This window comes from Mucilaginibacter yixingensis, from assembly GCF_041080815.1.
Classification (GTDB): Bacteria; Bacteroidota; Bacteroidia; order Sphingobacteriales; family Sphingobacteriaceae; genus Mucilaginibacter; species Mucilaginibacter yixingensis.
In genome coordinates this window covers 1,344,689-1,361,800 of the sequence record NZ_CP160205.1, presented here as the reverse complement: position 1 = coordinate 1,361,800, position 17,112 = coordinate 1,344,689, and the positions used below count along the sequence as shown (strand labels likewise).

At 49.6% G+C, this 17,112-nt stretch carries 10 protein-coding genes; 1 reads left to right on the top strand and 9 read right to left on the bottom strand.

The annotated features are described in order from the left end of the window. Positions 1–39: 39 nt before the first annotated feature. The 9 genes from ABZR88_RS05605 to ABZR88_RS05565 form a co-directional block, all read right to left on the bottom strand. A complete protein-coding gene (locus tag ABZR88_RS05605; protein ID WP_107828396.1) occupies positions 40–384 on the bottom strand; it encodes a hypothetical protein in 345 nt (114 codons plus the stop codon). 161 nt (positions 385–545) lie between these two features. After that, positions 546–1,241, bottom strand: coding sequence for a sulfite exporter TauE/SafE family protein (locus ABZR88_RS05600; protein WP_107828397.1), 696 nt, complete (start codon positions 1,239–1,241; stop codon positions 546–548). Further along, positions 1,229–1,651 (bottom strand): FixH family protein, encoded by a 423-nt coding sequence (locus ABZR88_RS05595; protein ID WP_107828398.1) that lies wholly within the window; start codon positions 1,649–1,651, stop codon positions 1,229–1,231. The genes ABZR88_RS05600 and ABZR88_RS05595 overlap by 13 nt, the downstream gene beginning before the upstream one ends. 7 nt (positions 1,652–1,658) lie before the next feature. Then, positions 1,659–3,044, bottom strand: coding sequence for a cytochrome c oxidase accessory protein CcoG (ccoG, locus tag ABZR88_RS05590; RefSeq protein ID WP_245917030.1), 1,386 nt, complete (start codon positions 3,042–3,044; stop codon positions 1,659–1,661). A gap of 151 nt (positions 3,045–3,195) precedes the next feature. After that, the gene (locus ABZR88_RS05585; protein WP_107828399.1) at positions 3,196–4,131 is read right to left on the bottom strand and encodes a cbb3-type cytochrome c oxidase N-terminal domain-containing protein; all 936 of its coding nucleotides are present in this window, start codon (positions 4,129–4,131) and stop codon (positions 3,196–3,198) included. After that, on the bottom strand, positions 4,128–4,316 hold the full coding sequence (locus ABZR88_RS05580; RefSeq protein ID WP_107828400.1) for a hypothetical protein: 189 nt from the start codon (positions 4,314–4,316) through the stop codon (positions 4,128–4,130). The genes ABZR88_RS05585 and ABZR88_RS05580 overlap by 4 nt, the downstream gene beginning before the upstream one ends. Before the next feature lie 4 nt (positions 4,317–4,320). Continuing rightward, a complete protein-coding gene (ccoN, locus tag ABZR88_RS05575; RefSeq protein WP_107828401.1) occupies positions 4,321–6,450 on the bottom strand; it encodes a cytochrome-c oxidase, cbb3-type subunit I in 2,130 nt (709 codons plus the stop codon). 95 nt (positions 6,451–6,545) lie between these two features. Further along, on the bottom strand, positions 6,546–6,707 hold the full coding sequence (gene ccoS, locus ABZR88_RS05570; RefSeq protein ID WP_107828402.1) for a cbb3-type cytochrome oxidase assembly protein CcoS: 162 nt from the start codon (positions 6,705–6,707) through the stop codon (positions 6,546–6,548). Then, positions 6,704–9,097: a heavy metal translocating P-type ATPase metal-binding domain-containing protein gene (locus ABZR88_RS05565; RefSeq protein WP_107828484.1), complete on the bottom strand. Its 2,394-nt coding sequence runs from the start codon at positions 9,095–9,097 to the stop codon at positions 6,704–6,706. The genes ccoS and ABZR88_RS05565 overlap by 4 nt, the downstream gene beginning before the upstream one ends. Before the next feature lie 271 nt (positions 9,098–9,368). Here ABZR88_RS05565 and ABZR88_RS05560 point away from each other — a divergent pair, with 271 nt between their 5' ends. Further along, complete coding sequence (locus tag ABZR88_RS05560) at positions 9,369–17,078, top strand: SpvB/TcaC N-terminal domain-containing protein (protein WP_146166521.1); 7,710 nt, start codon at positions 9,369–9,371, stop codon at positions 17,076–17,078. Positions 17,079–17,112 lie beyond the last annotated feature (34 nt).

Here is a 17,112-nt window from a genome sequence, read left to right as displayed (position 1 = left end):
CTCTACCAGAGAGCCGCCGCGGAGTGTTTAAATTAATTATTAAAGTACAAATGCAAGGATCATGATGAGGTGGATGGCAATAGATGCAGCAAAAAAGCCAATGGTGGTTTTGATGCCCTCGCCACCCATATTAACAATGATGTTGGCAAAGAAGCAGATCATGGTTACTGCCAGCACCCAATCTGGCGCGTTGAAGTAGTAGATCAATGCCACAGGGATGGGTAATACCAGCACACCCTGTACCACCAGGTTAATAAAGAACCAAAGTGTGTGATTTTGTTTTTGAGTGGCTACAAAGTTTACCAGTTTGGTCCATACAGTAACTTTTTCCTCGGTGCTCATTTGAGCGGTCCACACGGCGGGAGTATTTATTAAGGTTGCCATAATTATTTGTTTTTTGATACCTCAAAGTTCCGCCAAAAGCACTACCCGCGCCATGATGGGGGTCAGAAGGAAATATGACGGATATCATAATTCTACCCCCATTTGTCATTGCTTCGCGCTCAGTCCTGTTCCCGCAATCCTGCTCGCAATTGACAAAAGATTCAATGACAAGCCGCCGCCCCCGCCTCAATCCGCGGACTTAAATACGAGATATTCAAATTGAGCCCTCTTAAAATAAACCAAAAACCCAGGCATACCATAAAATAAGGGATCACCCTGTTTAGCTTGCGTCGCAAGGGCTGACTAATAAAACCGGCCCCCACCGTTGCCAGCAACATAAGCGGCACCGTACCCACGCCAAAACTGACCATATATTTACCGGCAGCCACCACCCCATGGGTATTTGCGGCACCCAGCAGAGCTATATAAACAAACCCGCAAGGCAGCAAACCGTTAAGCGCACCAACGGCAAAATGCCCCCAGCGATGCTGCAACGCATAAACGATCAGCTTATTAACAGAGCCCAGTACCCGGTTGGGTTTAGCCGGATGAAAGATGGATAGTTTTAACCAACGCGCCATGGCCGCCAAAATAATGAGCATTCCGCTCAGTAAACTAAGTCCGCGTTGCAGGCCCAGCAACCACAGTTGCTTACCCATCAAACCAATGATCAATCCCAACAAAACATAACTACAAACACGACCAAACTGATAAATCAGCTTATCCCATACCAGCAGCCATTTGCTGCCCTGCCCTGCGGGGATAGCGAAAGCCAGCGGCCCGCACATGCCTATACAATGGATGCTGCCAAACAGCCCAATGTAAAAGGCCACCGCATTATCACTTAAGGGACCCATACTTCTTGCTGATATAAATATTGTTTGCCGTTGCTTTGCCAGTTCAATTGCACTTGCCAGCGGCCGCTGGCAGGTAAACCAAGGCTGGCGTTGTAGGCCCCTGTAGCATCACTTTTAAATTGCAATTGGCGATCCAGGCGCCTGTCGGCCGGGCGCATAAAATGGATCTGACCAGTGGCCGCTGTCTTAAATTTAATGTCGATTGCAGATGCAGTCAGCGTAATTTTGGGTTTGGCGTCATCCAGCGTTACCTGTTTTTCTTTGCGGTAATCGGCATCAAAGCGCAGGCCTTTCTCGTAATAATCATGGTCGTAATCATCCGTCGGATTGTTGAACATGCGCACGCCCATGGCCAGAATAAATGCCATAAAAATGGCCATCCCTATAATAATTCCTTTTCCCCAGTTCATTGTATTATTAGTTTACGGGACCTATAAAATTGGTGCTGATGGTGGCTATTACCTTCCCATGGGTAATTACCTGCAGCTTTATTTCTGTTTTAGGCTGATGAATGTTTTTGCCTAGCACTTCTACAAAGAAGATAGCCTTAGCACTGCCCGCCCTATCAATCACACCGGGTGCCTGTACATATTTTAAGCGGATAGCAGGATCAACAGGTTTGATCACAATTTGCTGCGGATGATCGGTCTTATTGATCAGATCTGCATTGTAAAGGTTACTGATATAGCCCCCCGGCTGCTCCTGAAATAACAAGCCTGCCGAGCGCATCACGGTAACATCCACATCGCTGCGCTGCAATACAAAGAAGGTAAGCACACCCATCAACACACATATCACGCTTCCGTAGGCTGCCATGCGGGCGGTAAAGCGTGGCGGCTTACCTTCTTTGATCTGCTCTTCTGAGTAAAAACCGATGAGATTTAACGGGCGTTCTATTTTGCCCATCACCTCGTTGCAAACATCTATACAGGCAGTGCAATTGATACACTCCAGCTGAGGCCCTTTTCTTATATCGATGCCTGTTGGGCACACATCTACGCACAGGCCGCAATCCACACAATCGCCTTTGCGTTGGGTGTCTTTTTTATTCACCTTACCGCGCGGCTCGCCGCGCAGGTAGTTGTAGGCCACCATGAGCGTATGCTTGTCGGTCAGCACGCCTTGCAGGCGACCGTACGGACAAATCATGGTGCAAACCAGCTCGCGTACCTGGCTATATACTAGATAGAAAACCAGCGTAAATACCCAGATACTGGCAAAACCACTCCAATGCCTGCTTACCGGCTCGGTAACAATGCGCAGCAAACCCTCGCTGCCGATAACATAGGCCAGAAACGTATTGGCAATCAGGAACGAGATCAACAGGAAAACCACATGCTTCAGCGCTTTGCGCCAGCGTTTGTTAAAATCCCACGGACCATCGTCCAGCTTTTTACGTTTACGGGCATCGCCCTCAATCCACTCTTCTACCTTGCGAAAAACCATCTCCATAAAAATGGTTTGCGGACAGATCCACCCGCAAAATATGCGCCCGAACGCTATGGTAAACAGCACAATGCTGACAATAAAGGCCAGCATACCCAGCACAAACAGAAAGAAATCCTGAGGCCAGAAAACCTGACCCAGCAGTACAAACTTTTGCTCCATTACGTTGAGCAGCAACAAGGGCTGCCCGCCAATCCGCAAAAACGGACCAGCAAAAAACAGTGCCAGGTAACCGTAGCTTAGCCAACTACGATAATGATAAAATTTACCTTTCCGTATCAGCGGATAGATCCATTTGCGCTTGTTGCTCTCCGTCGCTTCCATCTGCGGGTCGGCTGTATCTACCTGGGGTATCATGGTGTTTTGGGGGTTTGGGGAATGTATTATATTATATTCCGATGTAAATCTCCATCTTGTCATGCTGAGGAACGAAGCATCTCTGAGGACGTTCCTTTTGACATACCTACAGAGATCCTTCGCTATCGCTCAGAATGACATATTCAAATCATTACTTTCTGATCACCATCGCCGTCTTAGCCGGCTCACCCTTATCAACCACTTCGGCCATCTTTTCTCCCTGCGGTTCTTTTGGATTAGCCGGATTACTGCCATGCAGTGATTTTACGTAGTTAGCCACATCGGCAATTTGTTTGGGCGACAGCTGTTTCTCCCAAGTAGGCATGCCTTTGGCAGATACACCGTATTTGATGGTTTTAAACACATCGTTAATCTTATTGCCATGCAGCCAATAATCGTCGGTCAGGTTTGGGCCAACCACACCCTGCGCGTGGTCACCGTGACAGGGTGAACAACGCTCGGTAAAGATGGCTTTACCACTGGCCAGCACCGCGGCATCTGTAGTGAGTTTCACCGTTTTCTCATCTACCTGGTTGGCAGATTTGGCCAGCCAGGCGGCTTTGGCTTTATCGGCAAGGGCTACCTCGGTTTTATACTCTTCATACTGCAACTGCCCAAAATGGAACACGTGATAGTTAAGCAGATAACCTGCTGCAAAAAGCATGGAACCATAAAACAGGTACATAAACCACTTTGGTGTAGCGTTATTCAACTCGTTAATGCCATCATAACTATGTTCCATCACCAGTGTATGCTCTTCAGACATTGGCTTGAGCGACATAAAGCGGAGCGCCCAACTGCCCTTCTCTTTCTTACGGGCGGCTTTCTTTGCTTCCTTCTCGGCGGCTTCATCGACCAGCATAGCTTTGTAAGCTTTGGCTCCCATCAGCACTTTGGTCATCACCTTAAAGGTGCGCAGCAGTACCAGCATGGCTATCACAAACAGCAGCAGGGTAAATATAATGGCACCGTAGCCCACGTAATTCATTAACTGGCCACTGGTAAGTTCGGGGTCGCCGTCTTCTGCAAAAACTGACAGATTAAGCAGTAGCAGCCCGAGCGTAAATACTAAAGCTTTCTTTTTCATAGTTTGGCTGGATCAAGAGTTGAAACACTATCATTGAGGGGCATATCGCTCATGTGGTTCACATAAGTTTTACGCATGCGCACCAGCAGCACGCTTACCACTACAAAAAAGACGAAGAATATGGCTAAAGACCATAGCAGGTAAACCTGGTTACCGTTAATGTGCTCTGTAAATTGTTTAAACATGGCTTTAGTGATTATTAGCGGTTTTATCAGCTTTAATATCTGTGCCGAGGCGCTGCAGGTAAGCAATAACGGCTATGATCTCTTTGTTACTCATCACCTTGATGTGCTGCGCGCCCAGATCGGTGGCAATGGTTGTGGCCTGCTTGTCCAGATCGGCATTGGCACGTTTCTCATAACCCTTAGGGTATGGTACGCCCAGTTTGCGCATGGCGGCAATTTTGATGGCCGTTGTGCTGGTATCCAGCTTTTGAGTAATCAGCCAATCATAGTTTGGCATGATACTGCCCGGCGACATCAGCCTTGGATCCATCAGGTGATTATAGTGCCATGAGTTGCCGTATTTACCGCCCTCGCGCGCCAGATCTGGTCCGGTACGTTTTGAGCCCCAAAGGAATGGGTGATCGTACACAAACTCACCGGCCTTGCTGTACTCGCCATAACGTTCGGTTTCAGAGCGAAAAGGCCTCACCGTTTGTGAGTGACAGTTTACACAACCCTCGCGGATGTAAATATCCCTGCCCTGCAACTCCAGCGGCGTATATGGTTTCACGCTGGCAATGGTTGGGATGTTTGATGAGATGGTGAGCGTTGGCATCAGCTCAATGAATGTACCGATGAGGATAGTGATCAGTGCCACAATCATCATTTTGATAGGCATGCGTTCTAAACGGCCGTGCCAGGTTTCGCCTTTAATAACGGCTGGTGCTTTTTCCAGCGGCATGGCCTCGGCAGCCTCATTGCTTACCAGTTTGCCGGCCAGCATGGTTTTGCACAGGTTAAAGGCCATTACAATGACACCCAACAGGTACATACCCCCACCAATAGAGCGCATTACGTGCATAGGTATAATGCGCATGGTGGTTTCCAGAAAGTTTGGATATTTCAGCATGCCCTCTGGCGTAAACTCTTTCAGCATCAGTCCCTGAGTAAAACCAGCCCAGTACATTGGCACCGCATAAAACAAGATACCCAATGTGCCGATCCAAAAGTGGAACGAAGCCAGTTTTTTAGAGTACAGCTCGGTTTTATAAATGCGCGGAATGAGCCAGTACAGAATAGCAAAGGTGAGGAAACCGTTCCAACCCAAAGCGCCAACGTGTACGTGAGCGATGATCCAATCGGTAAAGTGACCAATGGCGTTTACCTGTTTGAGTGACAGCATAGGGCCTTCAAAAGTGGCCATACCGTAGGCGGTTAAACCAACCACCATAAATTTCAGGGTTACGTCGTCGCGCACTTTGTCCCATGCGCCGCGCAGGGTGAGCAAACCGTTAATCATACCGCCCCAGCTTGGCGCGATGAGCATGATTGAAAAGGCAACGCCTAATGATTGTGCCCAGCCCGGCAGCGTGGTATACAACAAGTGATGCGGACCGGCCCAGATGTAAATAAATATGAGCGACCAGAAGTGCAGGATACTCAGTTTATAAGAGTACACCGGCCGGTTGGCCATTTTGGGCAGGAAGTAATACATCATCCCCAGATAAGGCGTGGTGAGGAAGAAGGCTACCGCGTTGTGCCCATACCACCATTGCACCAGCGCATCTTGCACACCGGCAAACAGGTAGTAGCTTTTCCAGGCAGATATTGGCAACTCAAAAGAGTTAACAATGTGCAACACCGCAATGGTAACAAACGTGGCAATGTAAAACCAGATGGCCACATACAAATGCCGCTCGCGACGGCGGAAAATAGTGCCGAACATATTGATGCCAAACACTACCCAAATAATGGTGATGGCAATATCAATAGGCCACTCCAGCTCGGCATATTCATGTGATGTGGTAAAACCCAGCGGCAGCGTAATTACAGCCGAGATGATGATGAGCTGCCAACCCCAAAAGTGGATTTTGCTCAGCGCATCGCAAAACATGCGGGTTTTGAGCAGACGCTGCAAAGAGTAATAAACGCCCATAAAAATGGCGTTGCCCACAAAGGCAAAAATAACTGCGTTGGTGTGCAGCGGACGGATACGGCCAAAGGTGGTGTACTGGCTGCCCATGTTTGCGCCGGGATGGTACAACTGGATAGCCACCAGCAGGCCCACCGTCATACCGATGACGCCCCACACTACGGTGGCGATACCGAAATTGCGAACAATCTTGTTGTCGTAGTAAAATTTTTCGGGTTGCATATTGTTTAAAAAGGGTGTGAATTCTTGATGCGGTAAAATTACCCGCAGGCCCTAACCTGCGGAATGACGGCCGTTTCTGCCAAACATGACGATGATCATTTTTCTTCTCCGGCCGGAGGCTTATCGTCCAACAGTATTCTTACCGACGGGGTGTACAGATCGTCATTCTGCCCATCGCGCTGAGCCCAGAAAAATGCACACAGAAATACCAGGGCCAGCAATACGCTGCACCCAATAAGGAAATAAAGAATGCTCATAACAACTTTCGGGTTTTGGCGGCCAGGTGTGTGGCCAAACTGGTGAATGATATAATGGTTACCGTGCTTAAAGGCATCAAAATGGCTGCAATTAACGGTGAGAGTCTGCCGGTTACCGCGTAACTTAAACCCACCGCATTGTAGGTTAACGAGATCCCGAACGAACAATACACCACCCGCACCGCATCCTTAGAAAACTTAAGAAACGCAGGCAGCTTTTTTAATGACCGCCCATCCAAAATGGCATCACTACCGGGCGAGAAATTATTGACGTTATCCGTCACGGCTATGCCGGCATCGGCTTGTTTCAGGGCACCGGCATCGTTCAAGCCATCGCCCAGCATCATTACCTTGTGGCTGGTGGTTTGCAGCGTGCTGATAAAATCCAGTTTATCTTGCGGAGTTTGTTCAAAGTACATGGTTCCCGGCAGCTCAAACACGTCGGATAGCGCTTGCCGCTCATGCCCATGATCGCCGCTGAGCAGGTATAGCTTATATTGCTGCCTGAGTTTTTTCAGATCGGCAAAGCCATCGCGGTAATGATGCTGGATGCTGAAATAGCCGCGGTAATGACCAGCAATTTTTACGTGCACTTCGGTGTTGTTAGATTGATTGACATCTTTATCCTGATCCAACACAAAACGGGCACTGCCTATTTTTACTTCGCAGTTTTCTATCTCACCAAGGATACCACGGCCAGGTACTTCATAATAAGAACTCACAAAAGCCGGATGTGCACACACCCAATTGCGACTAATCAGCTGGCTCAAAGGGTGCGATGAGTTGGCACATAAAGAGCAGATCAATCGTTTATCATCATCATTTAAAAACCCGCTAAATTGTACCGTGTTGGCACTGTTAAGACTGATGGTTCCGGTTTTATCCAACACAATGGTATCAATAGCTGCTATTTGCTCTACCACTGCCGCATTTTTGAGGTAAAATAGGTTTCGGTCAAAAATGCCTAACGCTGCCGACATAGTAAACGGCGTGCTCAGCGCCAGCGCACAAGGGCAGGCAATAATCAGCACTGCTGTGAACGATGCCCAGGCGCGGGTAGTGTCAGTAGGCATCCAGTAAGCCAATGCACTAAAGGCTACCAGCAACAAAGCCACACTAAAGTATTTGCTAACGCGCTGACTAAAGGTTTCTATACGCTGATCTTGACTACGGGTAAAAGCCTCGTTGTTCCACAAGCGGGTCAGGTAACTTTGAGATACAGGTTTAACAACTTCCAATTCCAGCGCACCACCGGTTTGGCGGCCGCCAGCATAGATCACCTCGCCAAGAGTTTTATTGACGGCGATAGATTCGCCGGTCACAAAGCTAAAATCTATCATGGCCTCACCCTTCAGCAAAATGGCATCAGCAGGAATAATTTCCTGATGACGCACACGGATGCGCTGCCCTACTTGCAAATCTGCCAGCGGAACGGGGCGTTCGCCTCCCTCTTCAATCACCTGCACCGCTACCGGAAAAAACGAACGGTAATCACGCTCGAACGATAAATGGTAATAGGTTTTGCGCTGCACAAACTTGCCCACCAGGATGAAGAACGTTAGTCCGCAAAGTGTATCAACAAAACCAGAACCGGCATGGGTATATACCTCAATAAATGAACGCACAAACAGCACAATAATGCCCAGTGCCAGCGGAAAATCTATGGTAAGTGTACGGTGTTTCAAACTTGTCCACGCAGAGCGCAGATAGCCAAAACCACTGTAAAAAAACACAGGTATGGCAAAGGCCATATTAAGCCAGCCAAAAAAGACCTTAAAAGATTCCTCAAACGATGAGATACCCAGGTACTCAGGAAAGCTGAGCAGCATTACGTTACCAAAACAAAAACCGGCCACGGCAATTTTGCGCACCAGGTCATCCTTTTGACTAAGGGTTTGCTTCTTCACCACATCCTGCAGGCTGATGAGCGGTTCATAGCCAATACTATTCAGCACTTCTACCACCTGCTTGAGGTTGATATCCTGGTTATTAAAACGGATGTTGACTTGCTTGCGCAGAAAATCTACCCTACTATAAGCGATAGCCGGATTAAACTTGTTCAATTGCTCCAGCAACCAGATGCACGATGAGCAATGGATGTGCGGGATGTAAAATGTAACAATGGTTAGCTGATCATCAGTATACTCCACCAGATCGCGCGCAATGGTCGGCTCCAGCAGGTAATCCCACCGGGTTTCTTTGGCTGTACGATTGGCGCCGGGGTGATCATTATAAGCATAATAATTATCGAGGCCCGATTTAGACAAAACGCGGTAAACCTCGCGGCAGCCATTGCAGCAAAAGTCTTTATCGTCAAGCAGCAGGTGCTCGTCTGCACAGTCGTTACCGCAGTGGTAACAGGTGGTTAGGGTAAGTGTTTTGGCAGCCATTATGGTATCAATGTTTTGATACTCAAAGGTGCAGCCCACGGCCCCCAAACTAAATGACCGTGATTTTGCTAAAATGTGACCAACGTCATTTTCCGGGGGAATTTACACCCGAAAATACGGGAAATTTCCCGTTGATGGAGGGCCTGCTGCCGGCCTAAATTTGCTTTATAAGCAAGCGAGAAATACCACGACGCAAGGTATCCATGTATTTCATAGCCTCTTGCTTAACCCAGTGTTCAACCTGTTCAATAAGCATCAAACCGGCTCAGTTATGAACCCTCTATTTAAAAGCTCAACATCCCAACCTCAGCCATCTGGCCCTTTTCAAAGTAATGATAAAGGTGCAGACCAAAACAGTGCCATTACCGGCGCATTGCCCACTGTTGGTTTACCCACAGGCGGGGGCGCCATCAAAGGCATCGAAGAAAAATTTAACGTCAATGCCATTACAGGCACCTCGTCTATGGGTATCCCTATACCTTTTAGTCCCGGCCGGGGTGGCGTGGCGCCATCGTTCGCCTTAACCTATAACTCAGGCGCCGGTAATGGCGCATTTGGGTTGGGCTGGCAAATGGATATTCCGTCCATCTCGCGCAAAACGGAGAATGGCCTGCCTACCTACCAGGATGCGCTGGAAAGCGATACTTTTATTATTTCCGGCTCGGAAGACCTGGTACCGCTGCTGGAAAAGCAGGGCGGCAACTGGCAAAAAGCCGTAAAGCAAAGAACGCTGAACGGCGTAAATTACACCATTACGCAATACCGCCCCCGCACCGAGGGCAGCTTTGCCCGCATAGAAAAATGGCAAAACAATACCACCGCCGAAGTTTACTGGCGAACCATTACCCGCGATAACCTGACTGCCTATTATGGCCTGACAGATGAAAGTCGTCTGAGCGATCCGGCAGATGCCTCCCGCGTGTTTGAATGGCACTTGAGTTATTTGCATGACGATAAGGGGAACCTCACTTTATTAACCTACAAGAAAGAGGATTTTGCAGGCGCAGCCGGCAAAATGAACGAGACCAACCGCATTGATAATTGCACCCAGCTGTATCTTAAAAAGATAATGTATGGCAACAAGCAGCCATATTATAACGGCGATACTTTACCCGCCGAAAGTGACTTTTTATTTAAAACCGTATTTGATTACGGCGAGCACGACCCGGCTGTCAACATCCATCAAAATATCGATACCGAGATACAGCCCTGGGCCTGTAGAAAAGATCCGTTCTCGTCATACCGCTCCGGTTTTGAGGTACGCACCTATCGCCGTTGCCAGCGCATTATGATGTTTCATTGTTTTGATAACGAGTTGCCGCTAAATCCTTACCTGGTCAGATCATTACAGTTATTTTATGATGAAACGCTGGCACTGGAAGGTAACACGGGCACAGAAAACGGATTCTCCTTCCTGGTGAAAATAAGGCAAAACGGCCACCTGTGGGATGCCGATGCCGGGCACTACAGCACCAAGTATTTGCCCGAAACTGAATTACAGTATCAACAGCATGAGTGGAATACCACCGTCCAAACCGTAGCGCCAGACCAACTGGCCGGCGCACCTGTTGGTATTGATGATAAGAGTTACCTATGGGTTGATCTGTTTAACGAAGGCATTGGCGGTATACTTACCGAACAGAATAACGCCTGGTATTATAAATCAAACCTGGGTAAGGGACACTTTACACCGGCTGAAAAACTGGGGGTAAAACCATCATTCTCTGGCTTGGGTAAATCAATGGCCTTAACCGAACTGGAAGGCGACGGAACAAAATATCTGGTACAGATGGATGCCTCGCTTCAGGGATTTTTTAAACTGAACGAGGAGGATGAATGGGAGCCAATGCAGTATTTTGAAAACAACCCCAATGTAAATCCATCCGACCCCAACCTGAGATTTATTGACCTGACCGGCGACCGCCGTCCGGACATTTTGCAAACAGAGGACGATAGGCTACGCTGGTATCATGGTCTGGGCGAGAAAGGTTTCGGCGTATCGCAAACTGTTGCCAAAGCCGTTGACGAGGAAAAAGGCCCCGCCATTGTTTTTGCCGATGCCAGCCAAAGCATCTTCCTGGCCGATATGAGTGGCGACGGCCTGACCGATATTGTTCGCATCCGCAACGGCGAGATTTGTTACTGGCCCAACAAAGGCTATGGCAACTTCGGCGCAAAGGTGAATATGGACAATGCACCGGTGTTTGATCATTCGGACAATTTCAATCCTTCCTACCTGCGTCTGGCAGATATTGACGGTTCGGGGACCATAGATGTCATCTACCTGGGCAAAAACAATTTCAGGGTATGGATGAACCAGAACGGTAACGAATGGTCGGCCCAACCACAAGTGATCAGCAGTTTCCCGCAGTTGGATAACGTGGCCGATGTGGCTGTATTTGACTTTTTGGGCACCGGCACAGCATCCATCGTTTATTCATCAGCCATTGCCAGTCAGCCACTGCAGTACATTGACCTGATGGGCAGCAAAAAACCAGCCTTACTTATCGGCTACAAAAATAATTGCGGTAAAGAAGTAGCCATTGAGTATCGCTCGTCAACCCAATATTACCTGGATGATAAACTGGCCGGCATCCCCTGGATCACCAAACTACCGTTCCCGGTACATTGTATTTCACGCATCACCAACCGCGATCTGGTGCGCGAAACCGTGTTTATCAATACCTACAGCTACCGCCACGGGTATTATGATTTTACCGAAAAAGAGTTTCGCGGCTTTGCCCGGGTTGAACAAAACGACACCGAAAGCTTTGCCGATTTTGCACTCAACGCTGCCAAAAACGTGGTGGAAGCAGACCTGCATCAGCCGCCGGTTAAAGCCATCTCCTGGTTCCATACCGGTGCTTATTTAATGAATGAGAAACTGCTGCACCAATGCCAGTCAGAATATTTCAAAAACCCTGCATTTACCGAATATGAAATACCTGAGCCGATACTACCTGATAACTTATCGCCGGACGAACTGCATGAAGCCCTGCGCGCCTGCAAAGGCTTGACCCTACGCACAGAAGTTTACTCGGCAGATGGTTCGGCTCAACAGGATTTCCCCTACAACGCAGCCCAAACCAACATTGAAATTAAGCTGGTACAGCCCCGCAACGGCCAGCAATATGCGTCGTTCCTGGTGGTGCCTTCAGAAAGTATTTCTTACAGCTATGAGAGAAACCCGGCAGACCCGAGCATTGCCCAAACGTTTACATTAGATACCGATGAGTTGGGCAATATCCTTCAGGCAGCATCCGTAGTTTATCCGCGCCTGCAACGCCCTACCGGTGCCGATGCCATTCCAGATCAGGTATGGACTGAGCAGGATAAACTGCATATTGTTTGCAACGAGGCATTATACACTAACGATATTTCTACAGATGACGCGCATCGTTTACGGGCCGGTTATGAAAACCGTTCATACGAGCTGAATGGCCTGGCACAACCCGCAACTTTCTTTTTTAAGCCTAATGATCTGCGTACCGCAGTAAACACTGCCGCCATTGTTTCATTTGAAGATGAGTTTAATGGCTCGCTCCAAAAAAGGCTGGGCATGCATGCCAGGGGCTATTTTTATAAAGACGACCTAAGCGGCCCGCTGGCGCTGGGGCAGTTATCTGCCATTGGCATCACTCATAAATCCTATCAACTGGCGTTTACGCCGGGCTTGGTTACCCAACATTACGGCACCAAAGTGACCGATACCATGCTGCAGGACGCCAAATACGTGCACAGCGAAGGCGACACCAACTGGTGGACACAACCCGGCGACAGGATTTTTCCGGCAAACCCACAAGATAGCTTCTATATGCCGGTGGGCTCAAGAGATGTATTTGGCAATGAGAGCCATGTGGAGTGGGATGCCTATCATTTGCTTATCCATACCTCCACTAATGCGCTCAATCATGTCACCACTGCCCAGAATGATTACCGGGTTTTAAACACGGCCATAGTAACCGACATTAACCAAAACCGTACAGCTGTAACAACAGACGAGTTGGGGATGGTCATCAAATCGGCGGTAATGGGCAAGCAAGGCGCCGGTGAGGGCGATACGCTTGACGATCCTACCGTAAAAACCGAGTACAACCTGTTTAACTGGCAAACCAACGGCAAGCCCAACTACGTCCATACCTACGCCCGCGAAAAACATGGCGCCGCCAATCCCCGCTGGCAGGAAAGCTTTAGTTATGCCGATGGCAGCGGCGGCGCCATCATGACTAAAACGCAGACCAATCCCGGCATCGCTAAAAAGTGGGATGAGGCTACCAAAACGGTAATAAACATAAATGCCAACCCGCGCTGGATGGGCAACGGCCGCACCATTGTAAACAACAAGGGGAATGTGGTAAAAAGATACGAACCCTACTTCAGCGACAATTTTAACTATGAAACCGAAAGCGACCTGGTAGAAACCGGTGTTACCGCCATCAATTATTATGACGCCGTTGGCCGCAACATCCGCACGGATATGCCCAACGGAACCTTCTCAAAAGTGGAGTTTGATACCTGGAGAAGCACCGCTTATGATGCCAACGATACCGTACTGGAAAGCCAGTGGTATGCAGATCGTGGCAGCCCCGCCCCTGCTGATCCTGAGCCTGCCGACCCCGAAACCCGTGCCGCCTGGCTGGCTGCCTCACATGCCAACACCCCGGCCAGAAACTTTAACGATGCCATTGGTCGTACCATACATACCATGGCCGATCATGGCAATGGCAAAACCTCGGCCGTTTTTGTGGAGACTGATCTGATTCAGCGTTTTTCAAAACTGTATGATCAGTTGGGCCGCAACATCAGCCGGGGCCATGTTAATCTGGTTAAACAAGCCATCTATACGGTTACTGCAGAGAAGGGCGAAAGCTGGGTGTTTACCGATGTAATGGGCCGCATGGTGAAAACCTGGGACAATGATCTATCCGAAATTGATGCCGATTATGATCAGCTGCACAGGCCGGTAAGCACCTATGTAACCCAGAGTGGTAATCGCACGCTTTTCTCGCACATTGTTTACGGTGATCTTTTTGCCGATGCCGACGCTACTGCCAAAAACCTGAAGGGAAAAGCCTATCAGCTTTATGACCAGTCTGGCGTGGTAACTGTTACCGGCGTGGACTTTAAGGGTAATGTTACCGCAGCCAACCGGCAGCTGGCTACAGAATATAAACAACTGGTTGACTGGAGCCCCCTGCACGGCCTGACTGATATTACTGCCATCCAACTGGCTGCCGCACCGTTCCTGGAAACCGAGGTATTTGAATCAGCAGCAGCGCTGGATGCGCTGAGCCGGCCAATTACCGTAGTTTTGCCCGATCATTCGGTCATCCGCCCAATCTATAACGAAGCTAATTTTCTGGCTTCGCTGGATGTGCAGATACACGGGGTCGGCAGCTTTGTCAATTTCCTGGCCGGGCAAGATTATGATGCAAAAGGCCAACGACAGTTTGCGGCATATGGTAATGGTACGGTAACCAATTACTTTTATGATCCGCTTACGTTCCGCCTAACCAATCTCATCACCAAACTCCACCAGGCCGACGCAGATACCGATAGCATACAGGATCTGTTCTACACCTTTGACCCCGTGGGCAACATTACCCAGATCAGGGATGATGCACAGCAAACGCATTTCTTCCAAAACGCGGTAGTTTATCCTGAAGCCAGGTATCAATATGACGCCCTTTATCAACTGGTGCAAGCTACTGGTCGCGAGCATGTGAGCCTTTCTACAGACAATCAATCTGACCATTCAGACTTCCCCTTCATCAATCAATTGCCAGAGGCCAACAATACCACAGCCGTACGCAACTATACTGAAAAGTACGAGTATGATGATTGCGGCAATATCAAACTACTAAAACACATAGCCAACAACGCCAATTGGAACAGGCGTTACCAATACATCTATGAAACTGACCCTACCCATCTCACCAACCGCCTGAAAGCAACCAGTTTGCCTGGCGATGCCAATGGTGTTTTTTCTGCCACCTATACGCATAACCTGCATGGTAATCTTACATCGATGCCGCACCTCTCTGCAGCCGATAGTATGCAGTGGAATTTCCTTGATCAGCTCACATCAGTGAACCTGGGCGGCGGCGGCATGGCCTACTATGCTTACACCGTAAATGGCCAGCGCACACGTAAAGTAATTGAACGCCAGGGCGGTTTGAAGGTAGAACGCATTTACCTAGGTGCTGTAGAAATTTATCGCGAAAGACAAGGCAATAACGCGCCCGACCTGGAAAGATACACGCTCCACATCTCAGACAATACCGGCAACATTGCCCAGGTAGATACCAAAACCATCGACGTTAATCATAAAGATACCGTCAATCAGCTTAACCAGAATAGCATCCGTTACCAGCTGAGCAACCACATGGGTTCGGCCACGCTGGAAACCGATGATGCCGGTCATATTATTTCTTATGAAGAGTACCATCCTTTCGGCACCTCGGCCTACCGGGTATCAAAACCGGGGACTGATTTCAGCCTGAAACGCTATCGCTTTAGCGGTAAAGAGCGCGATGACGAAACCGGGTTCTACTACTTCGGCGCCAGGTATTATGCAGCCTGGCTGGGCCGGTGGACCAGCAGTGACCCGGGCGGGTTTGTAAGCGGGTTCAACCTGTTCAAATACTGCTCTAACAGTCCCGTCTTGTTTCAAGATCCTAACGGGAAAGATGATAACCCCAATAGCCTGGTAGGCGCAACACCAGAAACAGAGTACCTGCGCGATCCATCCAGAATGGCCGAAGCCAGGGCTTACCTGGAACGCGTATTCAGTGCCAGGCTGCGTGACCAGACCAAAAACATGGTGATAGACCGCATGCACTTTGTTACCCAAACACGCTCGTGGTCTGTAGATTCCTTCCATTTGGTTGACCGCCCGACCGCCACTGGCGATGGTGACGGCACCGGAGATGGCAGCGGCGATAGTGACGGCGAAGGGGACGGCGATGGAGATGGTACCGGTTCTGGTAGCGGCACAGGAGATACCACCGGCTCCGGTCAGGGCAGTGGTGATGGAACCACAGGTACTGGTGATGGGAGCAGCACACAGCAAGGCGATGCCAGCGCAACACCGGCCGATGCCAACAGCAGTCAGCCCCCTGCTGACAACCCAACCGGCGGCGGCGAAAGCATAGCAGGCCCGGCAGGCGAGCGGTTTATCTGGGATTATGACTTCCCTAACCAGGGCATTCCCGGTAGCCGTCGCGGCCAGATCCTGGAATGGATGTATGGTAACGACTGGCGCAGCAACACCGCCAATTATGATATAGAAACAGGCACAGCGGTTCAGCAAATCAAATCAACCGACGCCTATGGCCGCGTTGGCCAAACGGTAAGAGATGCCACCCGCGATGCCGACGTGGCCATAACCGCCAACCCAACCGGCACCATGGGCGGCAAAAGTGCGCAGGCCATTATCATTACCCCAACTGATGCACCTGCATCGGTAGATGCGGATATAGCCGGTGCAATGGCACGCAGCAGAAGAACGCTGAACAACCCAACATTGCCACCAGAGCAGGTAAGAGGTTTACCTGGCCGTTGGGGCGCTGCATCCAGAGGTTTATCAGTAGTGGGCACCGGTTTATCGGCCTACTCGCTCTATCGCGATATCAGGGCCGGAGACGCACCAATGGCCACCGCAGATACGCTGACTACCGCCGGTGGCGGACTGGAAATCTATGCCTTTACCACCTCTGGCGCAACAGTGGCCGGGGTGAGCGCCGCAAGCGCGGGCATGGTGCTGGCGGGCGCGGGCATAGCCATAGGTTCGGGCATATCAGCCTACCGCGAGTTTAAAGCGGGCGATAACCTGGGCGGCACGGTAGACCTGATAGGCGTTGCAGCCGGCATAGCCATTGTGGCAGGCGTTGTTTTCAGCGCACCGGCCCTGCTTATCGGGGGTGCTATTGCGGCACTCGGCGTGGGGTTATTCCACCTGGGCAGATGGCTCCTCAGCTAGTCAATCACTGTAAAATCATTATAAATCATCAAAT